This is a genomic window from Erwinia typographi (genome assembly GCF_000773975.1).
GTDB lineage: Bacteria > Pseudomonadota > Gammaproteobacteria > Enterobacterales > Enterobacteriaceae > Erwinia > Erwinia typographi.
The window spans coordinates 15712-41139 of sequence record NZ_JRUQ01000014.1; the positions used below are offsets into that span (position 1 = coordinate 15712).

20 protein-coding genes and 1 pseudogene are annotated in these 25428 nt (G+C 52.9%); 3 read left to right on the top strand and 18 right to left on the bottom strand.

Annotated elements, in window-relative coordinates; translation table 11 throughout:
* The 12 genes from NG99_RS03065 to tssB all read right to left on the bottom strand — a co-directional run bounded on the left by NG99_RS03065 (nt 1) and on the right by tssB (nt 15892).
* Entirely contained in the window at nt 1–1431 is a 1431-nt protein-coding gene (locus NG99_RS03065; protein WP_034888312.1) for a hypothetical protein, read from the bottom strand.
* A complete protein-coding gene (locus NG99_RS03070; protein ID WP_034888315.1) occupies nt 1431–1694 on the bottom strand; it encodes a PAAR domain-containing protein in 264 nt (87 codons plus the stop codon). Before NG99_RS03070 ends, NG99_RS03065 begins: the two co-directional genes overlap by 1 nt.
* Nucleotides 1695–3626 (bottom strand): T6SS effector phospholipase Tle3 domain-containing protein, encoded by a 1932-nt coding sequence (locus NG99_RS03075; RefSeq protein ID WP_034888317.1) that lies wholly within the window; start codon nt 3624–3626, stop codon nt 1695–1697. It abuts the gene before it with no gap.
* Between the two features lie 250 nt (nt 3627–3876).
* Entirely contained in the window at nt 3877–6369 is a 2493-nt protein-coding gene (locus tag NG99_RS03080; RefSeq protein WP_034888319.1) for a type VI secretion system Vgr family protein, read from the bottom strand.
* Nucleotides 6366–9020 (bottom strand): type VI secretion system ATPase TssH, encoded by a 2655-nt coding sequence (tssH, locus tag NG99_RS03085; protein ID WP_034888366.1) that lies wholly within the window; start codon nt 9018–9020, stop codon nt 6366–6368. Before tssH ends, NG99_RS03080 begins: the two co-directional genes overlap by 4 nt.
* Before the next feature lie 180 nt (nt 9021–9200).
* On the bottom strand, nt 9201–9506 hold the full coding sequence (locus tag NG99_RS03090) for a hypothetical protein (protein ID WP_034888321.1): 306 nt from the start codon (nt 9504–9506) through the stop codon (nt 9201–9203).
* A 63-nt stretch (nt 9507–9569) separates the two neighbouring features.
* A complete protein-coding gene (gene hcp / locus NG99_RS03095; RefSeq protein WP_034888367.1) occupies nt 9570–10061 on the bottom strand; it encodes a type VI secretion system effector Hcp in 492 nt (163 codons plus the stop codon).
* Nucleotides 10062–10066: 5 nt separating this feature from the next.
* Entirely contained in the window at nt 10067–11773 is a 1707-nt protein-coding gene (locus tag NG99_RS03100; RefSeq protein WP_034888323.1) for an OmpA family protein, read from the bottom strand.
* Nucleotides 11770–12459, bottom strand: coding sequence for a type VI secretion system protein TssL, short form (tssL, locus tag NG99_RS03105; RefSeq protein WP_034888325.1), 690 nt, complete (start codon nt 12457–12459; stop codon nt 11770–11772). Before tssL ends, NG99_RS03100 begins: the two co-directional genes overlap by 4 nt.
* Entirely contained in the window at nt 12456–13796 is a 1341-nt protein-coding gene (tssK, locus tag NG99_RS03110; RefSeq protein WP_034888327.1) for a type VI secretion system baseplate subunit TssK, read from the bottom strand. The genes tssL and tssK overlap by 4 nt, the downstream gene beginning before the upstream one ends.
* A 17-nt stretch (nt 13797–13813) precedes the next feature.
* Entirely contained in the window at nt 13814–15361 is a 1548-nt protein-coding gene (tssC, locus tag NG99_RS03115; RefSeq protein WP_034888330.1) for a type VI secretion system contractile sheath large subunit, read from the bottom strand.
* 33 nt (nt 15362–15394) lie between these two features.
* Nucleotides 15395–15892 carry a type VI secretion system contractile sheath small subunit gene (gene tssB, locus NG99_RS03120; RefSeq protein ID WP_034888332.1) on the bottom strand — a complete coding sequence of 166 codons (498 nt, stop codon included), beginning with the start codon at nt 15890–15892 and terminating at the stop codon, nt 15395–15397.
* A 924-nt stretch (nt 15893–16816) separates the two neighbouring features.
* Here tssB and NG99_RS03125 point away from each other — a divergent pair.
* Nucleotides 16817–17458: a serine protease family protein gene (locus tag NG99_RS03125; RefSeq protein ID WP_034888368.1), complete on the top strand. Its 642-nt coding sequence runs from the start codon at nt 16817–16819 to the stop codon at nt 17456–17458.
* 354 nt (nt 17459–17812) lie between these two features.
* On the opposite strand, the gene NG99_RS27930 is transcribed toward NG99_RS03125, so the two are convergent.
* From NG99_RS27930 to NG99_RS03165, 6 genes and pseudogenes are all read right to left on the bottom strand, one after another.
* On the bottom strand, nt 17813–18610 hold the full coding sequence (locus NG99_RS27930) for an RnfABCDGE type electron transport complex subunit D (protein ID WP_072017523.1): 798 nt from the start codon (nt 18608–18610) through the stop codon (nt 17813–17815).
* Nucleotides 18611–18808: 198 nt separating this feature from the next.
* On the bottom strand, nt 18809–19330 hold the full coding sequence (locus tag NG99_RS03140) for an iron transporter (RefSeq protein WP_034888338.1): 522 nt from the start codon (nt 19328–19330) through the stop codon (nt 18809–18811).
* A 26-nt stretch (nt 19331–19356) separates the two neighbouring features.
* Nucleotides 19357–20169 carry an FTR1 family iron permease gene (locus NG99_RS03145; RefSeq protein WP_034888340.1) on the bottom strand — a complete coding sequence of 271 codons (813 nt, stop codon included), beginning with the start codon at nt 20167–20169 and terminating at the stop codon, nt 19357–19359.
* A gap of 4 nt (nt 20170–20173) precedes the next feature.
* Nucleotides 20174–20515, bottom strand: coding sequence for a cupredoxin domain-containing protein (locus tag NG99_RS03150; protein WP_052130531.1), 342 nt, complete (start codon nt 20513–20515; stop codon nt 20174–20176).
* Nucleotides 20516–21051: 536 nt separating this feature from the next.
* Nucleotides 21052–22205, bottom strand: a pseudogene (locus NG99_RS03160) (IS3 family transposase).
* Nucleotides 22206–22485: 280 nt separating this feature from the next.
* Nucleotides 22486–23184 carry a GntR family transcriptional regulator gene (locus tag NG99_RS03165; protein ID WP_034888371.1) on the bottom strand — a complete coding sequence of 233 codons (699 nt, stop codon included), beginning with the start codon at nt 23182–23184 and terminating at the stop codon, nt 22486–22488.
* Between the two features lie 193 nt (nt 23185–23377).
* Between NG99_RS03165 and NG99_RS03170 the strand changes: the two genes are divergently transcribed.
* Complete coding sequence (locus tag NG99_RS03170; protein ID WP_052130532.1) at nt 23378–24193, top strand: alpha/beta fold hydrolase; 816 nt, start codon at nt 23378–23380, stop codon at nt 24191–24193.
* Nucleotides 24194–24330: 137 nt separating this feature from the next.
* Nucleotides 24331–25419 carry a substrate-binding domain-containing protein gene (locus tag NG99_RS03175; protein ID WP_034888344.1) on the top strand — a complete coding sequence of 363 codons (1089 nt, stop codon included), beginning with the start codon at nt 24331–24333 and terminating at the stop codon, nt 25417–25419.
* The last annotated feature ends 9 nt before the right edge of the window (nt 25420–25428 follow it).

A 25428-nucleotide genomic window follows, 5' to 3' on the forward strand; every position in this document is an offset into this window, starting at 1 on the left:
TTATTCCTTTCCTGACTGTCGGGCAGCCCTGATAAATACGGGGCGCTGAAGACGGGCCGTTGCCCGTCGAAGCAAAATGGCACCCCCGGGCAATGTCACTGTCAGTGACAGCAGCAGGAGGGTTATCCCCGGCCAGGATAATGCAGTTGAAGGGAAACACTGGAGCATCAGGCTGTACAGCCCGGTGTTCAGCAGTAATGCCATCAAAACAGAGCCCCCGGGAAAAGGGGCCGGAACAACGTAGTGATCATGCCCGACAGCAGGCGCGGCATTTCCAAGAGTCACGGCCCAGGCGTCATGTTCCCCTCCGATAAAAAGCCACTGACAGACGGGGCCATATGCGGCCATATCAGCGGCCGCCCCGATGGCTGACCAGCCAGCAAGACCGCCATAACGGGCGCATGCGCTGTCATAGTCAATGACGCCCCCCGTACCAATACCCTCATACAAAGGGACCGACAGGTCATTCAGCACCCTGCTCATTGACTGCCGTGGTGCATCTGACAGCCCGCAGTGCCAGACAAGATGCTTCCGGGTGGCCGGCGTCAGGGCCATATCCCGTAATTCACTGAGTTCAGTTGCAAGCATGCGGGTGCTGAGCGGCATCGCCCGAAACAGCCGCAGCGCATTTTTGTGTTCGCCCTGCTCCAGCATCGACGGCGGCATCAAAAATAACGCGCAGGCAAATTCCGGCATGACATCGTCAGGCACCCGGTAGTACATCGCCAGTACCAGTACGGGCCGCTTTATTTCTCCCACAAACTGATTCCAGTCACCAAAAGACGCGCCCGCATCCTGAAAATGAATACCGGCTTTCCAGGGCAGGGGGGCAGCTGTCCAGATACGATGGAATGACAGAGATTCACGGTCTTTATCGCCCCCGTTGGTCTGAACAATAATTTGTAACGGACCCGAGGGATATCGCCGCAGAAGTGAGGGCGTTATCCGGGAAATGAGATGGCGGAGTAGCTGCTCAAAACGTGAAATTCCGGGGGTGAGCGGTTCTCCCGGCAGCAGCGTTAAAGGCGGTGTATCTGAACGGTCCTCTTCCTGCGTGTGAGCCAGACGCGACAACAAACCCGGCTCAGCCGTGATAAAAACATGACTGAGAATAGCGAGGTGCTGATGCGCACGTATGCGCCATGCCAGGCGCATATTCCGGCACCACTCATTCCAGTTCCAGACACGGGTGGCCAGCACCTCACACCAGAAACTGTAAACCGTAATGGCTGCCGTAATACCAGCAAACGTCCAGATCGTCAGTGGTAGCCAGTACCCACTGCTCAACGAAGGGAGGCCGGTTGCAGGTGATTTCAGCACCGCAACAAGCAACCCAATGAAAAGCCCCAGGATAATAATCAGCAGGCAGATCCACGGCGACCAGTTGGGTACCGTCTCTTTTTCGGGTACTTCCGGCAGAGACCATCCCATCAGCCTACCTCCATATCCTGCATACCTGCGATGACACTCGCGCCACACTGCGTCTTGCAGCCATGTAGTACAATGCCACACCCGTTTTCTTCATATGCAGAAGCATCGCACTCAATTATTTTATTTGTGCCATGCTCAGGGCATGACACTGTGTCATTTAAAAGCGCTGCATTATTACCTGAGATATCAAAACTGGACGAGGCTGAAGTTACTTTGCCTCCATGTGAAGTGGCATCTCCGAATACAATTATGTACTTACCCATTTAATAACCGTATTCCTTTGCTTTTTCACGAATCATTTCCTCAATACCGGTTTCGCGACTTATCATTGATGGTTCATTTATACTTTCCACAATACCAGAATTAATATAAGGATCAGATCCGGTTGTCCAATCAGCAAGATATCGAATTTCCGAAATAAACTCTTTATCCCACGTAGCGTCGCAATGACCTATAGGTAAATCATAAGCGACCACTCTGGACATAAATATATTACTTCCAGGCAGTGTGCTGTGATCTGTTGGTTGAGATACATAACTTCGTAATCTATTATCTTTTTCTTCGAAAGTTTCTTTTCTTGTTAACTCTTTCTGATAACCACTTGGAAGTTCTTTATAACCTATGACAACGTCTTTATTTGGATATAAGTCGATGTAATTATCATATGTGTTATCATTTTTTTTACCAGTTTTCGGGTTTATCTCTCCCCACCCATCACGTTGTATTGAACCATGTTCTTTACCTACTCTAGTTTGGTCAAAATCCGCCAACTCATTGGCATTAATTGGTTCAGGAACTTTCTCGGCGTTCACAAACACTGTTTGCCATTTCGGTGGATCAGGATATGTATTACTACTACTCTGATATTTATCACCTTCATCATCCCAAAATGGCTTCCCATCAGATAATGTGCCAAATGGTGTATATTGGTCAGGATTAGAACCACATGGTGTGTTTCTAGCCAACATTCTTTGGTATAAGTTGTTTTTAAATTTAATTAGTAATGGGTGTGGACTTCCTTTTTTGTCATTTGGTAGACCTTGCCATCCTATTGAGCGAAGCGGTAATGAACCCATAACTCGGTCATGAGGGCAAAAATAGATATAAGTTCTTCCGTGATTGTCGCGTTCTTGTATCTTTTCATTTCCAAGTACATTTTCCCCATTAGGCTTCCAGCTAGAATTATCAGAAAACTTACCTACACATAGTCCTTCATAACCGACAGCGGAAAGATGCGAGGTTTGTTTTGCAATTTTTTCAATTATTGATGATAAAGTACTCTCTCTGCCATTAGGAGAAATTCTCTCTTGCTGAGGAATTGAAAACTCATTCAGTTGGCTATTATGCATTGCATAAGGTGAGTTTAAAATAAAGAGAGCATCTGGTCCTTTTTTAGCTAATGCCACTGCGGCTAGTGAAATCATGGTTCCCTGGCTATGAGATATAATACTAACAGTGTCATTTGGATACTTATCTCTAATACGGTCTAAAAGCTTCGCGAGCCTATTAGCTGCATGGGAGTAGTATTTCCGTGGCGGAGCATTTGTCAAAAGCCTATCTTTATCTTCATTAAAATACTGAATTTTCACCCCGAAAATTCCTGCTAAATTTTCATCAAATCCATAGTTACTCCAAAGTGAGTGTAAATTATTCGTGCCATTTTGGAATGGTCCCCCACCCCATATGTATGGTCCTTTATTTCTAATTTCATCTAATTTCATACCCTTTCTTTTCATTTGATGAAAATCTTCGCCGTTAATATTAGCTAAAGGAATAACATATTTTTCCTCTTCACCACTCGCAGAAGAATACCCCCAATAGAATCTAATTATTGGCGATCTTTCATTGTCTTCAACAAGTTCTCTACGAGCCAGAGGTGAAGTGGTCTGCCCCTCGTTTTCAACTAAAACCGAACTATCTGTACTATATTTGTTCGGTTTCAAAGAAAATGGGGTTCCTTTCAGTCCCAGTCGAATATTCAACCCTTTACAGAGAGACTCTTCTGCATTTTGATACCATTCACCAGTTGAATTAACACCATGAACGAGAATAATCAATCCCGGTAGGTGAGGAGGCAAGTCACACCCACCACGAACTTTAATATTTTTATGTGAAGGGCTTGAACGCCACGAAGGGCGGCCATTATCATCATACTTTAAATCCAAAGTTCTGGTTACTTCTACTTTTTTATTCATTAACAACATAGCCCTTTTATTTTATTAAAAATGAAATCACCTAATAATTGGAACTCCATGCGATTGAAGAAAAAAGATAAAAACATAAGACAAAACCACACACATACACCATTTACCTATATTCTTCCATATACCACAAATTGGATTATGCAAAAAGCCAACAATTATATATAAGATACTACCAATCAAAACAGAGTATAAAAAAATTATAAAAAACACCAAACCTAACATAGACACACCTCAAAATAACTTAACGTTCATTAAGTGCCATTAATATATCACCTATTAAATCTGAAGAGTTAAGTGATGTTGCGCCTAATGAATCTGTTATACCAGTAACAACTGATCCATTTGGCATGGTTATTTTATAAGCCTTTCCTGGTAATGGTTCTTGAGTTAATGCATTTCTGATAATGAATTTTTCATCAAAACTTTCTGGTTCGAATGATTTCATCACGCCCTGTAGACTACCGGTGCCAGCTTTCTTAATGCCCGTGTTCTTGATGAGCAGTTTGCCCGGCCCACCAATCTCAACATTTCCGCCTTTGATTTTGATATAGCCGCCCCCGCATACCAGCGTCAGTTCATCCTGCGCCGTAACAACCAGCTTCTTACCACTCGATATATGCGTGTCCTGCGTGGACCACGTGGTGATGTTTCCGCCCTGAGCCTGAATATCAATATCGTTATGGGAGCTGAACAGCTTTGCACCTTCACGACTGTACAGGCTCAGTTGTTTACCTGCGGCCAGCGTGAAGTCTTTTTTTGCTCCGACATCCAGCTGCCTGCCAGCCGTCAGTGTCAGATTATCGCCAGCAGACAACTGCATATCTTCCCCACTGACCAGCGCCATTCCTTTTGGTGCACTGCCCAGGATCACCTCCTCATGCAGTTGTTCAATTTTCTGCTTCAGGAGTGTTTGCTGACGACTGACATCGGCCGCCAGTGCCTGTGCCTGCTGTGCACTGGCGGCAAGGGATTCCATTTCGACTAATGCCGCTGAAAGCCTTGCAAGTGCAGGCTCCATCTCCAGCACCTGCCCCTGCGCTTTTGTCTGGCCGTCCGCGCTGATAAACAGCCCTTTCTGCGCACGGATAGCGCCCCGGCTGTCGGTTCTGAGCTCAAAACCCTCCCCGCGTTTTTTCCTTTCGCCGTCGACGATATGACCGAGATTCAGCTGGCTCTTGCCGCCGTACTCCGTGGAGACCTTGATATGCTCCTGGTCACGGCTGTCATCAAGGCGGATTTTGTTGTTTGCCGGCGTGCGCAGGACGTTGCGCCTGTAGTTCCGGATGGTAACGTGGTCGCCGTGTGCTGAGTCGTGCAGTACGCCGGAGATGTACGGTCTGTCCGGGTTACCATCCTCAAAACCAACCGCCACTTCCGTACCTGCCAGCAGCGGCAGATGCAGGCCGTAAGTGTCGCCGGCATACGGACGGGACTGCCGCACCCACAGGCTTTCAAAACCCGTTTCCCAGGTATCGCGGTCAAACAGCATGTTGACGCGATAGCGGCCGTCTTTATCGATATGCCCGTAGGTGTCATTCTCGGTGGTACTGGTGACGCGGGCCGGTAATGTGCCGGCCATTACCGGGCGTGCTCCCGGCTCAGGACGGAAACATAAATCCGTGCTGTCCGGGATGCCGTTGAAGCTGACGCTAAAATCTTCATCACGGCGCGCATGACTGTGTATCGCCGTGATGACCACGCCCTGAGCAAACACGTCTGCCACTTCGTGCCCGCCGGTGACTTTCAGCACCTGCCCCGGAGAGAGGGCCGGGCTGCTGGTGATAGCCTGCACCCGGGTCTGGTCATTCAGGTAGCGTTCGTGACGAATACGGGCGTAAAACGCACCGGACTCCGGTGCCGGATTGCGGTCATGCGCACTGCCCGGCGTCAGCCAGTTATCCCCCCAGTGGTAAGCCTCCCCACAGGTGGTCTCATCCCCGCAGCTCACATCCACCTGTGTGTTCATGTCTTCCGTGGCCTGGCGGTAGTTGTAGTCGCGGGTGCTCACCTGTTTCGGTACCACGCGGTGGTGGCTCGTCATGCCCCATACCGAATCCCTTCCCTCAGAATGCTGCCCTGATGGCGGCACCGAGGGTAGCGTCAGGCCTTTCTCATACCCCTGCTGACCGTCATAAAACTCCACCACGTCGATGTTCAGGCGTGTATCGGTGGTAAAGCGGAACCAGATGCCCACCTCACCCAGCAGGCGGGTGATAAAGTGCAGGTCGTCCTCGCCGTACTGCATCACCTGCTCACGGCGCGGGTATGCCTGCCCCAGTGAAAACAGAAAATCCTGGCCGCGCATGTTGTGACGCTCCCGCAGGATTTTTTCCACGATTTGCGGGACGGACATATCCTGGTAAATGGCGTTCTGGTGCGAACGGTCAAGCAGCGCCAGACGCGGTGTGAGCGTCAGGGCGTAACGGGTTTCATCCTTCGAGGTGCTGAGGCGTTCGAATCCACTCACCACCCCCTGAAGGGTGCGCACGACCTGCTGCATTTTAGTGCCCCAGCCCTGGTCGACCGGCGCCTGAAGGGTCAGGGAGCCGGCCTTCATCAGCATCATCTCTTTGCTGATAGCATGGTCACCGCTGGTGAATTCAATGCGGTAGCTGAACGGCCTGCTCAGGGCCTCGTCGCCCTCAAAAGCCAGCACGTCCAGCGCTGACTGACAGCCCTTAACCGCCAGCAGATGATGATTATGGCTGAACCTTAACGGCAGCATGTTACTCATGCGTTTACTCCCTGTATCCGGTCAAATTCCAGTACAATCCCCTCATCCTCATTCCAGCCGAGCGTCAGGGCGTGTGGCATCTGCTTTGCGGCCAGGTGGGTCAGCAGTTGCTGACTCAGTACCGGCAGTATTTGCTGGTTCAGCAGGCTGTCGACGTTGCGTGCACCGGTGTCCGGCAGCAGGCAGGCGGCCGTCAGGGCGTCGTAAAGGCCTTCATCAATCTGCGTGGTCAGACCGTAGTGACGGTTCAGACGCCTGCTGACCTGTGCAAGCTTCATCTCCACGATGGTGCGCATGGCAGTTTCTGCTAACGGACGATAAATCACCGTCTGGAAGCGGGCCAGCAGCGCCGGCTGAAAGTGGTCGCGCAGAACCGGGCGCAGCAGTTCGTGCAGCTCAGTTTCTGTCGCATCCGGCCGTTCATCCAGCAACTGCATTATGTGGTCGCTGCCGAGATTGGCGGTCATCAGAATAACGGTGTTGCGAAAGTCGATTTCACGGCCTTCGCCATCACGCATAAAGCCGCGGTCGAACACCTGATAGAACAGGTTAATGACGTCGCGGTGCGCCTTTTCCACTTCATCCAGCAGTACCACGCTGTACGGGCGCCTGCGCACCGCTTCGGTCAGTATTCCGCCCTGACCGTAGCCGACGTAGCCCGGCGGGGAGCCTTTCAGCTGGGAAACGGTATGCGGCTCCTGGTACTCGGACAGGTTGATGGTAATCAGCGACTTCTCACCGCCATACAGCACATCCGCCAGCGCCAGCGCGGTTTCGGTTTTCCCCACGCCGCTCGGGCCGGCCAGCAGGAACACGCCCTGCGGGCCGTTTTCGGACGTCAGTCCGGTCTTCGCCGCGCGCAGGCGCTGTGCAATGGCACTGAGCGGAACGTCCTGCCCCACCACGCGTTTGCCGATGTCGTTTTCAAGCGTCAGCAGTCCTGCCTGTTCGTCTTTCATCAGCGATGAAAGTGGCACGCCCGTCCAGTCAGCAATCACGCTGGCGACGGTGCGGGTGTCAACATCCACCTGAATCAGCGCATCGCCCTGCCGTGCCTGTGCCAGCTGTTTCTGCAGCGCTGCAATCTCTGCCTGCCGGCTGATACCCTGACGGCTGGCCAGCAGTTGTCGGGCAATCCCGCGTTCAGCTTCAGTACGATTTTCCTGCTGCTGCAGGGTCTCTTCCAGGACGTTGCGCCGTTGTTCAATGAGACTCAGCCGCTCTTTGTGACGGGTGCCGCCCGCCGCAATATCGTCCAGCAGCGCCTGCTCTTCCAGTGCCAGCGCAGTCAGCTGCGCGTTCAGGCGCACAATTTGTTCCGGTACCGTGTCGAGGCTCATGCGCACGCGGGCAGCAGCGGTGTCGAGCAGGTCAACGGCCTTGTCCGGCAGCTGGCGGCCGGTCAGGTAGCGACGGGACAGCGTGACCGCGACTTTGACCGCATCGTCGGTGATATGCACATGGTGGTGTTCCGCGTAGCGGGATTTCAGGCCCCTGAGCATCAGACAGGCCGTGTCATCGTCCGGCTCGTCCACCTTTACCATCTGGAAGCGGCGCTCCAGCGCGGCATCGCGCTCGAAGTACTGTTTATACTCGCTCCAGGTAGTCGCGGCGATGGTGCGCAGTTCGCCGCGGGCAAGTGCCGGTTTCAGCAGGTTGGCCGCGTCCGCGCCCCCTGCCTGGTTCCCCGCGCCGATAATAGTGTGGGCTTCATCGATAAACAGCAGAACCGGCACCGGAGACTGCTGTACGGCATCGATGACGTTTTTCAGGCGCTGTTCAAATTCGCCCTTCACGCCCGCACCCGCCTGCAGCAGGCCGAGGTCAAGGGTGCGCAGAACCACCGGTCGGAGGGAAGCCGGGACATTACCCTCTGCAATACGCAGTGCCAGGCCTTCAACCAGTGCCGTTTTCCCCACGCCCGGCTCGCCGACCAGTATCGGGTTGTTCTTGCGACGGCGGGAGAGGATATCCACCATCTGGCGGATTTCGGTATCACGGCCGAATACCGGGTCGATTTTGCCTTCCTTCGCTCTGGCGGTGACGTCCAGGGTAAATTTGTCGAGTGCGTTCTGCAGCGCCGGGGGCAGCTCACCCTCTTTCTGTTCTGCACCAACAGGACGGCCGATAAATTCCACCTCACCACCGTGGCTCTGCGCCAGTTCGGCTTCGTGCTGCACGTCCGGACGTTCGTCCGACTGTGCGTCCAGCAGCGGACGGAGACATTCCAGCTGGCTCTGACCGGGCGTCAGCAGGGGCCACAGCCCGTCGCAGCGCACCAGCTTCTGCTTTTCCACCAGGGCCATCAACAGGTGCAGGCTCCGGATTTGCGCTTCACCGTTAAGCGATGCTGTAAGCCAGGCCTCCTGCATCAGTGTCCGGATGTTGTCAGACAGCTGCGGGCGGTGGCGTACGGAGCGCGGCTGCCTGTCCAGCCAGCCGAGCAAATCCTGCCAGATGGCGTCCATATCCCACTCGTAGCGACGGGCCAGCACCGTCAGGTCGCCTTCGCCCTGCTCCAGCAGTTTCAGCAGCCAGTGCTCCGGCAGGATTTCCGCGTGCGCACGGGTCTGGCAGAGCGAAGCCGCCCCCTCCATCGCCCGGGCACAGTAAGGGTTGAGACGCCGGAGAAGGATTGCCGGGTTTTCCATATTGTTTTTACTCACTGTTGGGGACCTTTCGGACACGCTACCGCCCCTGGCCGTTACCGAGGCCCATAAGGTCTGTTTCCGGGATGTGATGCTTTCTTTGCTGAACGCCCGTGGTTACAGGCGCTCAGCAAAAAAAGGGCCTGATCCAGCACAGGCAGCCGGTGCCGTGCCGGATGCCGGTCAGAAGCGCTGCCCCACACGCTCCCGCTTTTCAACCTTCACGGGACGGGTTCCACTGTCATCAAGAATGACGTGCCAGCAACTGGCATTTGCGGCTGGCTGCAGCGTCATGTGCAGACGGGCATCCCCGCCTCCGCCGGGGCCGGCCTTACGGTGCGGGCCGGCTATCACCTTCAGCTGTCCCGCGCAGTACGCGCGGTGAAGCTGCGCATCCAGTGCGCAGGCTTTTTCAATAAGCCGCGCCGTGTAGTTCCGGCTGAAGCGCGGATCCTTCTGCCAGTGTGTTGCCCACTGAATCAGAGACACAAAAACCTCCTGTAGAGCGGCACACCTGCGTGTGCCGTAATAAACTGACGGATAAAAAGCGATTTACGCGGTGGCGCGTTCGTTCCAGGAATCGGAATGAATGATGTTGCCGTCTTTGTAGGTCCAGGTGATTTTTTCGTAGCGCAGTTCGATGGCTTCGAGGTGGTTGTGCTTCTCAAAGGCCGGGTTCTTGACGTCATGCATCACCGGGTTCACCTTTACCACCTTCACGTTCTCAAGCTTCGTGTTGAAGTACTCCACTTCCTGACCCGCGTCGTTAATGCGGTACCACTTAAACTCCGCCGATTTCAGGGTCTGACCGGTGGTCACTGCCTTGTACAGGTACGGGCTGGACGAGTCGGTTTCTTTGGTGAACATGAACGGGGTGTGGATACGCGTGCCGGTCAGTTTGCCGGTATTGTTGTCGGTCGGGATGTACAGGTTATGCTCCTGCGCCACCACCTCGATGCTGCCTTCGCGATCCTGAACGTCCACGGAACCTTTGATGTCCGCGCCGCCGTCGTCTTTCAGCCAGAGATAAACTGGAATTGCCATAAAAATCACTCCGTTACAGTGTTATCAGCGTCATCATCCTGCGACGACGCCGGGGTTACGTCCGGTGCCCGGCAGGCATCCGCCTGCGGTACCAGACTGATTTCGACGCGGCGGTTGCGCGCACGCCCTTCCGCCGTGTCGTCAGGGGCAACAGGGCGGCTCGCGCCGTAGCCCTGCACCGCAAAACAGCTTTCCGGCACGTCACCGGTATCACGCAGCCAGTCGCGTACCGCTCCGGCACGTTTCAGGGACAGCGTCTGATTGAGTTTCTGGTTGCCGGTGTTATCGGTATGACCGGACACCACAATCAGCCAGCCCGGCTTCGCCTTAATGCCAACCAGCGAGTTCACCAGCATTCTGGTGGAGCCCGCTTTCAGGTCAGCTTTGCCGGAGGCGAACAGCGACATGCTGTCAAGGCGCACAATTTTCGGGGCCGGTTCCGGCACAGGTTGAGGTACGGGCGGCGGAGGGACATACGTGCGGATCGCATCCAGCACCGGCAGGCGCAGGCGTTCGCCCTGATACAGCCCCAGGCTCATCCTGACCGGTACGCCATTACGCTCAAGGTCATCCAGCAGAACGGCATCCTCCCGCAGTACCGCAACGGCAGTGGCTTTCGGGCCGTCGTCCTCATCCGGAATGCAGTCATAATGGGCAATGTCGAAGCTCAGACGGTGCAACAGCTGCCGGTTATTCCAGCCACTGCTGAGCAGTGCCGCAATGGCCGCCAGCGTGAAGAGCCCGGACGCGCAGCGCCAGGTGCGCTGGCGGGGCGTGACGCCCGTACCGGCAGGCAGCAGGGGAAGGATAAAATCAGGCAGCAGTGACATCGCCGGGCTGTCCGTGCCGGCAGGCTGCCAGCCGGCCACCTGCTGCAGGGCGGTGTGACGGGATAACCATGCCGTCCAGACCGACGATGACAGACTCCCGGCAAGAACCGGCCCCATCCCCCACAGCAGTGCTGCGGGCGCGACGGGTGGAACATCGGGGTTCTCATCCGTAAACGACGCGATAACGTACTGATGAAACCAGCCCGTCAGGCCGTTCATCAGCACCTGCTGCTGCATCGCAGGCGCACCGCCGCCGGAGACCCACGCCGCGACGGAACGCGGGACTGAAGACGCCTGCCAGACCCTCACATCTTCTCCCGGGAGCGCCACCTGCCAGAACGGTTCGCTGGTTATCGCGCTGCCGGCCTGCCCCTTCAGAACCAGCGGCACAGCATGGCCGGTTTCCTTACGGAGCCGGCTGATTTGCCAGCGCAGGGCCAGCAGACGGTGCGTAAGCCGCCCGCTGTCAGCGTGCTTCTGCGGGCAGACGCTGACCATGACGGACAGCTGACGTCCCCAGTCAGGACGCTGCAACAGCACCTGACGGGCCACCTGCCCCGGATCCTGCCGGTCCGCCACGCGTATCCAGCATCCCTGTGTGACCGTCAGCACCGGAGACTGATGCGGCCAGACCTGCGGCAGATCACCACAGACCAGCACCACGGGCTGTCGGTAAGAGGCGTCCGGGAGGCCATCCAGACGCAGGGTGACATCATGGTCCACGCGCCGATGGCAGGCGTACCAGAACGTCGCGCTCAGCACCAGCGCGGCAAGCCAGACGATCACCGCCACCGATCGCGTCACGGGCAGAAAGCCGAAGCAGACCACACCGCTCAGCAGGGCGGCCCACAGCGCCAGCCCCCGCTGCTGTGCAGGGCTCATGTCACGGCGTCCGGCAGCAGGGTCAGCAGTATCTGATCGAGCCAGTGATTCAGCCCCCACCAGAGTGCGGCGACCATTATCACGCTCAGCGCAATACGTACGGGCCATGACCCCAGCCAGCCCCCCATTCGCCATCCCGGGGGGCTTTCCGCCAGTACCGGACGGGTCTGTGGCGCACTGAACGGCGGGGCATGGTCACTGAGTGCGCTGACGAGCGTCTGGCGCGCCGGGTCGTTCAGCGAGCGGAAACTCCCCAGAAATCCCAGCATCATCACCCGCTGGAAGCAGGTCACAACGGCAGGCTCAGGAGCCGGTTCACGCAGCACGTCGCGCATCCGATCACACAGCGTGTCGCCGGCGTCCATCGTGCCGAGGAAATGCCCCTGCAGGGGGATGTCATACCACTGCACGCAGGCATCATCCTCCACGCCGCGGCCTTTGACCGCCTCATCAAGCAGCGCACACTGCGCGGTGAGAATGTGCTGACAGCTGGCCTCATCAAGTCCCCCCGCTTTCAGCTCACGCTGTACGCGCTCCACGCCGGCGACACAGTGCTCCCACAGTACCCGCCCTTCCCCTTCCAGGAACGCCGGGCCGTGGCGCAGGCTGATGACCTGCAGCCAGGTGTCCTGCAGCAGCGCATCAATATCAGTGGACGCGGCGGTGCCGCGTGTAAACTCACTCATGTTCTCAGTACCGCAAAGAGTTCAAGCTCAGGCTCGCCGAGCATCCCCGGGACGTAAAACATGCAGCTCCCGCCCGCGAGCATTTCGGCGGCCAGTGGATGGGAAACGTCGAGGCTGAAATACTGATTTTCCAGGCGCAGCGGAATGGCGGCCGGCACGTGGCGAAGCGCCGTCAGCGGCACGCCCACGCGGGAAGAATTGACGATCCCCCGCACATAATCCGGACTGCCCACCTTGCACTGGCGCGGGAACTGCTCCTGCAGCTGCGCCACCGGCAGCGGAGATCGCACGGAAAGATAATAATCGGCCCCCTCACGCAGGCGTGGATCATGCAGACGGGCCTGCCAGAAGTGAAGACGCGGATCGTGCTCCAGCTCCACCGACACCACCCGCGACGGCAGGCTGGCTTCCAGCAGGTCACCCAGTAAATCAAACAGCGGCGGGAAAACGCGGTTAAGCTGCTCATGCTGCCAGGCCGGAATGGCGCTCACCTGATGCGCCAGCGAAAAGGTCAGCAGGCTGCCGGCCAGGCGGGCCAGCTCCGGATACAGACGCTCGGGCGGGCTTTGCAGGTTGCGCTGAAACTGCGCAAGCACGGGCTCAGCGCTGTTCAGCGCGTTCAGCAGCCAGAACAGGGACACGTCAGCCACGGCGAAATCCGCCATCCGCTCGTTACTTTCCCGGCGCATCGCCATCAGGCGGCTCAGACGGGCGCGCAGCTGGGTCATCAGCAGTTCAAGCTGGGTCACCAGCCAGCGGCTGCCCTGCAGGGTCAGGAGCGGCGGGAGAAACGTTTCGTCCAGTGTCCAGGCGCCCTGCGAGTCCTGCTGCAGTCGGGCGACAGCACAGGTCAGGTAATCGCTGTTGTCCTGATGAGCAAACCGCAGGCTCAGCTCCGGCTGCATCACCGCAATCTGGCGGGTATCGTCCCCGAAGGCGTTACGGACATCGTGCCAGCGCTGGCGATAGCGCACCGGCCGCTCAGCCACTTCATCGGGTTTCAGGCAGTTACCGCCGTTCGCCCGCAGCAGCGGAAGGGCCAGAAGCACCACCGCCTCATCCGGCCCGCCCTCAAGCGGCAGTGCCGGTGGCAGGGCGTCGGCATTGTCGGTGTCAGTCAGCGTGCCGTCCGGGAAACGGACGTGCAGATGACGGGCCTGCAGACGGCCCAGCTTCAGCGCTTCCGGTTCGAACGTGGCCTCAATCACCCCCCAGGGCCTTGAGAGGCCCATACGGGCGATGCCTTCTGCTGACCAGGCCGCATACGCGGCCTGCTGCTGGAAATGCTGGGGAGAGATCATGATGCCCCTGCCCCATAACGGTTGTTCCGTTTTCATCGGCTTCCTGCCTTATCCTACGATTTTGCCTTCGGCATCTGGGAGACCAGTGACAGGTTGACGTCCATGCCTTCGACCTGGAAATGCGGCACCGCATACAGCTTCACGCGGAAGAAGCCCGGGTTATCTTCAATATCCTCCACCGTCACCTTCGCATCACGCAGCGGGTGCGAGGCCTGCAGGGCATCGCCCGGGTCGGTCATTTCGGTCACCAGACTGCGGACCCAGGTGTTCAGTTCCAGTTCCAGCAGACGCCGGTCCTTGGTGGTACCGATGTTTTCACGCTGGATAAGCTTCAGGTAATGGGCGATGCGCGACAGCAGGAAAATGTACGGCAGGCGCGCATTGATGCGGCTGTTGGCCGTGGCATCCGCCGTGTCGTACTGCGCCGGTTTCTGGGCGGAGTTCGCCGAGAAGAAGCAGGCGTAGTCGCGGTTTTTGTAATACGACAGAGGGATGAAGCCCAGATTCGCGAACTCAAACTCCCGCGTCTCCGGTATCATCACCTCAGACGGGATTTTTACCTGACTGCCGGTACCGAGGTCATACAGATGAATGGGCAGGTCCTGTACGGCGCCCCCGGCCTGCGGGCCACGGATCTGTACGCACCAGCCGTTGCTGATAAAGCTCTTCACCATATTGGCGGCAAAGGCAAACGAGGCGTTGGTCCACAGGTATTTATCGTGGTCCGGGCCCTTCACTTCTTCCACATAGTTGAAGCTGCGCACCGGCACGGTGTCAGGACCGTACGGCAGGCGGCCCAGCACGCGCGGCATCACCAACCCGATATAGCGGGCATCATCAGTTTCACGGAAAGATTTCCACTTGATGTACTCGGCACGGTCAAAGTAGTTACCGATATCTTTGATGGCGGCCACCTCCTCCATCGAATCCTTGAGGAAAAATGCCGGCCCTGCAGAGCCGATAAACGGCATATGCGCCGCGGCCGAGACTTTCGAGATATTGCGCAGCAGCGCCACGTCCTGCGCAGAGGCGTCAAACTCGTACGCGGAGACCAGCGCGGCAATGGGTTCACCGCCCGGGGTGTCATATTCCGCCACATACGTCTGCAGGTACAGGCCGCTCTGGACAATTTCCGGTGCGTCCTCAAAATCCTGCCGCAGGTCGTCTTTTGACAGGTCCAGCAGTTCAATTTTAACGTTCTGACGGAAGTCGGTTTTGTCGACCAGCGATTTCAGTCCGCGCCAGGTGCTTTCCACCGCCTGAAAATCGTCATGATGCATCACCGCATCCAGCTGACGGCTGATTTGCCAGTCCAGCTCAGCGATGTGGTGGTCAATCAGATGTTTATCCAGCCGGTCAGGGCTTGAACCCGATTTTTTCAGGCATTCCAGGAACACCTGCATGCCCGCCGTCAGGCGCTCACCGGCGCTCGCCTCGGCCATCGCCTGTGCATCCTGCCAGATATCCAGCGCGCTCAGTTCGGTGACAGGGCTTAAGTTGATTTTTTCAAACAGCGCCCCGTACACGCCACCGGCAGCCGGACGTTCAGCCACCACACTCCCGCCAGCAGCGGCATTCTCTTTTTTGACAGACATCAGCATCTTCCTTATTAATCCGTTAAATCTTCGTGGCCGTTATGGCTGTTTTGGGGCCAGGGCAGACAATTCAGTACGCAGTTCTGCGCTGAGCGCCGGGTCAAGCAGGATTTTTTCCAGTTCTTTACGGAAAGCCTGGTTGTCCAGAAGATTAGATTTGAGGTCACGCAGGAGATTACGCATGGCGAGCATGGCTTTAAGCTGAGGTATCTGGCGGGCCACCTGCTCCGGCTCAAAATCCTTCATGTCGCGGAAGGTCAGGTTCACGTTATCCTCGCTGCCGTCCCCTGCCAGTGTGTTCTGAACCGACAGGCTGACGGACGGGGAGAACTCAGCCAGAACGCTGTTGAAGTTATTTTTGTTCACGTTCACTTTTTGCCGCTCAGAGAGGGGACGGTCTTCCCGGCCGTTGCTGAAGTCACCCGCGGTGAGGAGTCTGAGCGGCAGCTCGGTTTTCTTCTGTGCGCCGCCGGTATGCAGTGAAAGTTGTAAGTTAACGCGCGCCTTCGGGACTTCATTCTGGAAGGAATCAGACATCACATATCCTTGTATATTCCGCGTCCGGTATAAGGCCTGCAGTGCGCTGACGCAGAGTGTCTGCCATGACTGAATGCTCCCGGACAATTGGTAAGAGAGCGGATATGATTACCTGTCGTTATTAAACCAGAAAACAACGAAGCGGGAGTAATCGCGCTGGAAGGAGAAATCAGGCAATATTCTGACCAGAATCAGGAAAATGCCGAATATCCTTAACAGGCGGCCGACACATTCACGGTTCGATCCCTGTCCGGACTTTTAAAGAATTATTAATATTACATGATGGAGAAGTAAAACAGGACTGGAGAAAAAAATCCGCCAGAAACGGCAGGCAATCTCTGACGGAAAATAAGGAAAAAAAACAGGAAAACGCATTAAACTGTAACTCACACGTAACGGATCGGGCTACATGCAGCAGGGAATATACCTCATTATAGTTGAATAGATATTCAACGTGAGGCGAACAAAACCGTTTTACTGATTTTATTTATGCATATTAAAACGATGAACATCGGGCTTGCTTACCTTAAGGTATAATGTCTCAGGTAATCAGTCGCCCCCTTTCGGCCCTCGTTCTACAGAAACCAAAATCATTCCCAAAAAAGCAAACAAACCGCACCGTTGACGATTTATTTAAGCTAACTGGTGCAGAATCCTGTCGAAAATTCAGGCAAGGCAATATTTACAGATGTTGCAAATAACCTGTAATTTAACCGGGAACAGCGAAGCGGTGAAACCTGAAACGCTAACCTCAACAGAATGTCCCCGGTGGCACCAGCACTGACAAAAGAGAGCAGGAGCGTTTTTTTTCACACAAAATCATCAATGTGTGACATCAAAAAAACAATGAGTCATTTCGGATATCAGATATCTCTTTTATTTGCAGGGCTGTTTTATAAGTATCCGTCCCAATGAGAGATGAAAATGAAATATTTCGCATTTGTTTTTTTATTGTTACTGACAGGGTGTTCTGTTGGGAAATATGAGTACAGCAACAAAGCCCGTGAAAAAGTCGACATGACTTTTACGGGCGTGCCCACTATTCTTGGCGCTGGCGCACTGGGAACAACCATCCCACTGACAGACGAATACAGTCTTACTGCCGCCCACGTCGCCAGATATTCTCTTTATCGTGTAAAATCGCGCAATCCTGAGTGTGACCTGGCCATTGTTTATCATAAGAATAAAAATCTGAAGGCGCCCGTTTTTCGCAACGGAAATATTGGTGACCGTGTTAACCTGTTCGGCTACAGTTTTATTTCTGCCATGCCCGTGAAATCAGAAGGGACCAGCCTTACAAATACAGTATTTAAGAGCAAATGGAATAAACAAAGCTGCGTGGTGGTCGCGTCAGATGCAGGCACAGTGCAAGGCATGTCCGGCGGAGCCGTCTATAACAACAGTGATGGTACGATAGCTGGCGTGATAATCGGTTACGCTGACAGAATAAACGACGGTAAGAGCGGAAAGGTAAAATACAAAAACGTATCTGTTTATATACCCTATGCCAGTTTTAAAACGTGGCTTGATACAGAACTTCAGATAAACAGCTCACACGGTAATTGATGACTGAATCCTGGGTATATGTACCGAAAGCCGTAAAGAAAAAACCAGAATGAGGGCATTGTGCTAAGCTCACCACGCTGATAAATATTCCAGCCGTTATCACCTGTAAGGGCCCAGTCAAAGCCGTCACCCGCGTACTGAAATCGGTGTATCAGGATAAGAGGCTGCGTGCAGGCCTCCAGGTATTAGCAGGGCCTGTGATAGTCGAAATCCACAAGGTCATTTGTACGGAGATCGACACAGAAACCGCCAACACTTTAAACCTGAAATTATTTAGTGAGTTTAAGGGAGTGATGGCAGCGGGAAAAAGCCTTAACAATGCCGCCTGAGGGTTCGTTTATAACATGAGACGGTTCACGGGTCGACTACTGGTATCATATGACGATGAAATATGATAATCATCCCCGTTATCAACTGTGCGAAAATAAGCGACAACAGGGTTCCTTCCGCAAACGGCCCGTAGCACCTGAACAGAACACACAGCCCTCCATAAATAAATGCATGGGTACACTGATACCCTGCCGGCAACTGCCCGGTAAAATGATTGCGCAGCATGAATACCAGCGCAAAAAGAAAACTCTTCATCAGAGCATGCTGAAGGAGCGCATCTGTCCCGCCCCCCTGACTTACACACCAGGCCAGACAAAATCCCAGCAATCCCCACAGCATCGGCGACAGTCGTATCAGCCCGGAGACTCGTAATACAACAGCAGCCACAAAAATCGCGGCCATAGGCACTTCCCCCGGCGCCCCGCTCCAGCGGCCGCTAAAAAGCTCGTTGAGTGAATAATCAGAACAATGTTGCTGTAATACCACGCATATTTTCCTGGCCTGCAGAGGTGTTGCGCCGGACCAGCCATCAACTCCTGCATTAGTCAGCCATTCCACTGAATGGGGCAGACGAAAGAAGAACACAATCAATCTGGCACTGACGGCAGCATTGAGAGAATGTGTAATACCGCCAGCCCTGAAGGTCAGACGGGAAAACATAAAGCCACCACAGGTGGCAAGCGTTGTCAGCCAGAAAGGCACATTTAGCGGAGTGACCGCCGCAATAATTAATCCACAGCAGATCACATTATTTTTGTTGGTGATAGTGCCAATTCTGCGGTGAATTACCACAGATAAATCGAGCCCAGCGCTATTGCACATAAAAACGGCAAGACCTGATCGGACACATACAGGAGAAGTTGATCCCCGGAGAACTTAGCGGTTGAGTAATAAATACCGGAAAAGCCGCAGAGAAGTACCGTGGAGATTGACAGAACGAAAATCAGAAGATGTCTTTTATGCATGCAGTAAAGCCTCCCCCGGCAGCGATGATGCTTCTAATCACTGCCGGCGGTATTGTCAGCTCTGGGGATAAGTAAATGTGAACTGCTCAACAAAGGGTGAGAACCACTGGGGCAGCCCGGTTTCCCTGTCGATATGTCGGGCATACCCTTTCTCATCTGGTGGAGTATACTTCAGGAATACTTTATAAGTCCCCGGACCTTTCATTTTCACCGAGTGGGCATAATGCGCGCCATCGGCGGCGGACATCGGCAGCAGTTGCCCGAACGCCAAAAAATCCCCATCACCGACTTTCTGAATTACATAATCCACACTCAGGTACGGTATCCATGCATCCTGTGGGAATCCCCACTTGTTATCCTGTGTGGCATGAACATCGGTCTCAAGGTGGATGACATCTTTTCCCATAATCATTGAGGAAGGCATTGGAGTCGTTTCAATGTCTACCAGATAAGACGCGGCTATCTCCATACCGTCTTTCTGAACCGGGCCACCGACCGGATATTCTTTTGCATAAGCGCATTCTGTGATAACCAGAGTACTCATTATCAGCATTGCGGCCATTACTTTCATTTTCATAACGCGAACAATCTCCATTTTATTAATTAATGTTGATCCCGACGGATAAAATATGACCGCAGGAAAAAAATTACGGCAAAAACAAACAACCAGGCGAAAAGCTGTATACCTGATGGTGATGCGGTATATCCCAGAAGGGTATGAGCAAGACTTCCTGCCCAGCTGCTGTCAGAAAGAAGAAATGAGGTGTCCCATATCTGCCATCCCAGCATCGGTAACATATCAATACTGGCAAGAATACCAGCAGCCTGACTGGCAAGCCCCGCAGCAATACACATCAGGAGGACGTTACTGGCAGCAAACAGTTTTCGTAAGGAAATAAAAACCAGCCCCGAATACACGCCCCATGAAACAAGTACCCCAAGCAGCACCCCCGCAACACCGCCGGCGAACATACCGACACCAGCACTTCCAGTGAGCGTCAGAGACAGACTGTAAAGAAACAGAACAACCTCTGTACCTTCGCGAAGCACGGTGAGAGCGACAAGGATTGCGATGGAAGAGTAGCCATCTTTTTCAGCCAGCAGGCTTTCCGTTTCCCGGGAGCAGAAACCGGCGTACCGTTTTCCACTGGCAAACATCCACAACACCTGCCACGACAGCATTAAAACGGCCAGCAACAGAACGGCGGCGCTGAATAACTCCAGTCCCCGTCCGTCCAGCATGCTTTCCAGGTGTTCGGTGAATAATGCCAGGATGACAGCCCCACCAACACCAGCCAGTATACCCACCAGAATGTATTTACGGACAGGGACGCCTCTGCAGGCCGCAAGAATAACCGCAATAATCAATCCGGCTTCCAGTACCTCTCTGAAAACAATGACCAGCGCCGCCAGCACAGTTTTATTCCTCCCTGACTGTCAACCATCCGCTGTAACCAGACAGACTGTAATCATCAAAAAAACGGTATTTACCGGGACGAAGGGGGCCGGCAAAGACTGAGACAGTCTTTCCCTGTGGGGTTATTTTCTCAAATTTCATATCATAACTCTCCAGTTCAGCAACCCGGCTGCTTATGTTTGTCATCCGGATGTTCAGTTTCTTACCGGCGAAAGCCGTCAGCTCATTAGGTAAAAATCCGCTGTCAGTAAGCGTTATTGGCAAAACTGTACGCTCTGATATTTCATCCACAGAAGGCAAGGCAAAAAGGAGCAGTAAGAAACCCACAGCCAGCAATACTTTCATCTGAATAAATCCCTGAATGAAAATCAGCTGCAGAGTGCCTTAGTGTATGAGAGACTGGCAAGAATATTGATAATAAAAACCATCATCATTTAACTGTTGTTGAACGTAGCACCTCATGGGCGTTCGCCGCGTGCTTAATCCGCCCTATTCGATCACGGATTGGCATCGAAGTTCGATCAGCGATTCGCCTCTGGGCGGCCGTTTGGTTTTTTCGACAGAAATTTGGCCGGTTTATAAAGAAAGTTCAGCCAGTGAATATTTGAATAATATCCTCGGCAGCTGCCTTTCGAAATGCCGTCCTTATTGATGGCTTTAAGAAAGTCCTCACAACTTTGCGCATCCTTTTGATTTATGACCTGTAGGGAAGCATTACATTTATTGAATTGCATCAGGCGAGATGCGGTATTTTTTGGTTATTACCTTTGCCGTCGAAAAAAAACGCCGATGGTTAAGGTCACGCCACGCACTGGTTTTTTATGCGCAACAACCGTTTTCCATTAATTATAAATACTGGTTTTTGAATCGCCACGGATAATCTAGACACTTCCGAGCCGTTGATAATACTGGTTTTCATATTCTGTCGGTGACATCTGAACGCTAGAACCATGCCGACGCTTACTGTTATAAAACATTTCGATGTAATCAAAAATATCGCTGCGGGCTTCTTCCCGCGTTCCGTAGATCTTTTTCTTTATCCGTTCGCGTTTCAACAACTGGAAAAAGCTTCCTGCAACCGCATTATCGTGGCAGTTACCGCGACGGCTCATACTCCCCTCCAGGCCGTTTGATTTCAGGAACGACTGCCACTCATGGCTTGTGTTCTGACTGCCCTGATCCGAATGAACCAGCACCTGTTTTTGGGGATTACGCCGCCATACAGCCATCAGCAGTGCGTTCAGGACAATGTCCTTTGTCATCCGGGATTGCATTGACCAGCCGATAACCTTGCGTGAGAACAGATCAACAACCACGGCAAGATACAACCAGCCTTCGTGGGTCCTGATGTGGGTTATGTCCGTAACCCAACGCTCATCTGGAGCATCCGGATTGAACTGTCGCTGAAGCCTGTTAGGCGACACGATACTGACCTCGCTTTTGCGTGCCCGCGGGCTGCGGTAATCGACTTGAGACTTTATCCCGACTCGTTTCTTCAGTCGCCAGACTCTGTTCACTCCGCACTGTTGCCCGGTGTCCCGCAGTTCCAGATGGATCTGGCGATAGCCATAAACGCATCCCGATTCCAGCCAGAACTGTTTAAGCTTTCCTGTCAGCCTCAGATCTACCTGATGGCGTTGCGAATGCGGCTTCAGAAGCCAGGTGTAAAAGCCACTTGGATGAACATTCAGCACCCGACAGAGCAGGCGAGCAGGCGAACAGGCCAGCAACGGGTGTTGTAACGGATAAAGGAGTACCTCAGTCAGACAGTCTTGCGAAGTACGCAGCGTTTTTTTAATATGTCCCGTTCGTAGGTAACTCGCTTCAGCTCTTTCTGGAGACGGCGGATATCGGCCTAAGCATCGGACTGTTCTTTATTAGTGGAAGAATCCGGACCGTACTTCTTTATCCAGGAGTAAAGGCTATGGGTGGTGATGTCGAGTCGTGTTGCAACGCTGGAAACAGAATTGCCGCGACCAACAACCTGTTTGAGCGCCTCAATTTTAAACTCGTCGGGATAACGCTTAAGGCTCATGAGCGCCTCTTTTTTTATACAGTTTAAATGACTCTGAGATATCTAATAAATCCGTAGCGATTCAATATCTCTTAAAGTTTAAACCCGGCCAAAACCTTCAGGTTATCCTGAAGATTTAAAAATACTTTTACTTAGGCTGTAAATCATGTTTGGCTAAACCAACTCACCTCTTCTCCCCTTACAACTATACATGTGCTGCGTGGATAAAGTTCAAGTAACTCCCGAACAGTGTCGGGACGAAGTAACTGAATCTGTTGTTTATCCACCTTCAATCTTCTTGTTATTTAGGTAGTGTTCTTGTTGGCGCTACTTTAATCATAGCATCCAGCATGACATCACGAGTTTGATGAAGATGATCCGTTAATATTGTAATGGCACTATTGGCATCATTAGTCAGAATTGCCTTCAACATTTCATTATGATCGGTGTTACGTTGTCCTTCTTCAGCGCTCACCGGCAGCAAAACGCGTTGATAAATAGAGAAGGCTTCAGCCAGTTGCTTAATAATCAGAAACAGCCACTTACTGCCGCAATTCTCCATCATAATAAAGTTAAAATCTTCATGTCTTGTGTGCCATTCTGGATTAAGTTTAGTGGGATCTTCGATAAGCGTCTGCGGCGTATTTACCAGCCGATGATTGGCGGCAACAAGGCGTGCTTGCCACTCCACATCGTGGGTTTCGATGGATTTACGCAGCGCGATGCTCTCGAAAACGATGCGTTGCTCGGTGAGGTCACGAAGTTCACCTGCATCAAGTCCGCGCACGCTAAACCCCTGTTGCGGTGCAACATCCACAAGCAATTCGCCAGCAAGACGGCTGAGCGCTTCACGAATGACATTCAGGCTGACTTCGAATCGATGGGCCAGATCAGAAATCTTAAGTTTGTTTCCCGGCATGAGTTGTCCGGTGAGAATCAGTTCCCTGATACGTGCATAGATCGTCTCATTAAGCGATCTACCCTCCTTGAGAGCCTTCATGATGATCTCCAAAATTTAATTATATCAATAAATTGAGTTCAATAAATCCATAATTTGTTGAATCATAGCACAAGGATTATTAAAAAGACATTCATACTAAAAACCTATATTTAACAAAAAAATCCATTTTTATCTTTAAAAAAGGTTTTTCCTGCGTATTATCAGTTTCAACGCCAAACTGACAGGAATCTGTATGACTTATTCACTGAAGCACTCTTCGTTTGATTTTGAAGATATAAAGGTTGGCTACTTCACCGCCGGAGAAGGGCTGCCAGTAATGATGATCCACGGTTCTGGCCCGGGAGCATCCAGCCTGGGAAACTGGAGCAAAGTGTTGAAGCCTCTTAGCCAGCGCTACCGGGTTTATGCAATGGATTTGGTTGGATTTGGTACCAGCGACCGTAAACCAACTCAACCCTATTTTGACTTTTCGTTGTGGGTCAGACAGGCAAAAGCCATGCTGGACCTGATCGATGTGCCACAGATTGGGGTTATTGGCCATTCACTTTCAGCCGCTATTGCCCTGCAACTTGCTTCAGCTGACCAACGGATTCGTGCCGTACTAACAACCGGTGCTATTGGCGCACCTTTCGCGGTCAGTGATGCCACTAAACGAGTCTGGCGCAGTCCGGCCAACCGTGATGAATTAGTGGCCACCCTGAGCACTCTAATTCATGACAGGTCGATTATTGATGAGGCCTACATTGCAAACCGTGAACCTGTTGTCTTTTCACCCGGTTATGGTGATTATTTTAATGAGATGTTTACCGGTCATCCTGAACAATATGTTGAGCAGACCACACTCAGCGATGACACTCTTTCTGCGATTACTTGTCCGGTTGTGATGCTGCATGGCCGGGAAGATATTCCGTTTCCGGCTAAAACCTCAGAGATTCTGGCAAGTAAAATTAATCACGCAGATTTAACCCTTCTTCATCATTGTTCGCATTCAGTAGCGTTTGAACGCAGTGATGCATTCCTCGCCGCTGCATATCATCTTTTTAATTAACAATTAATCGAAAGGAGTTATCACGGAAACTAATTAACGGGTTACAACAACGTCAGATTTATACATCGCCTTTTATTAGTGAAATGCCTTTTCATAAGGTCTCTTTCGCCTGAGTTTTACCAAACGAGGAAATAATAATGGACTGGCTGTTCACATCTAAAAAGAAACCTGCATCTTTACGTGTGACCTGTTTAATGGCTTCCCTGGTATTCTCTGCCTTTATTTCTGGGCAAGTCAAAGCCGAAGACGATCCATTGGTAGGATTGATCCCTGAAATAAAAGCAGAAAAACCCTTCAAGCTTGCCGTTACCGTTGTGCACCTGAACGATGATTTTTATAAAGGGATAATCTACGGCATCACCGATGAAGCAAAGCGTACGGGCGTTAACGTTGTTCAGGTGTCTGTCGCCGGAGCATACGGTAATGTTCGTGAGCAGTTCGCTCAGCTTGAAGCATTCAAAAGTATCGGGGCAAATGTGGCGGTGCTGGCACCTGCTGCTTACAACGGCTTCGACCCCATTATTAAATCCCTCAAAGCTTCAGGCATGAAAGTGGCGTCAGTGGGTATCCCGGTTAGTAGTAAAAACATCGATTTTGGTGTTCTTCAGGATGATATCTTCATTGGCAAACTCATGGCTGATGCGGTCTGTAAAGCAACTGCCGAACCGAAAACCGTAGCGATGATACCCGGCCCGGCGGGCGCTGAATGGGTGCGATTACGTTACGAGGGCTTCAGAGCCGAAGCAAAGAAATGCAGTAAGCCGGTGACGGTCATTGATTCAGCGTTTGGTGGGGGTATCGATCTTCAGGAGGGGCTGGCAAAAGCGTCAGACCTGATGCTGCGTAACCCCAACATAAACTTCATCTATACCCCACAAATCACCCTCGGCATGGGGGCAGTTCAGGCTATCCGCCAGCAGCATCGCGATGCGGCAGTGGTCAGCTCGGCAATGGTCAAGCGCGCTGTGCCGATGGTTGAAGAGGGCAAAATGCTCGCGGTGGTTTCTGAACCTGGCATCATTATGGGACGTCTGATAGTGCAGTACGCCATTCGCGCCATGGACAATAAACCGCTGCCCAACCTCGCGCCAGCCGGCACAGATGGCCTCAGCTATCCCCATTTTAATGTCCCTAACAAAGTGCTTGATAAGAGCAACGTGGATACCCATCCCTTTGAAACTTACGAGATTGCCCCGGCGGACTGGAAAGTCCCGGCCATGCAGTAACGTGATATA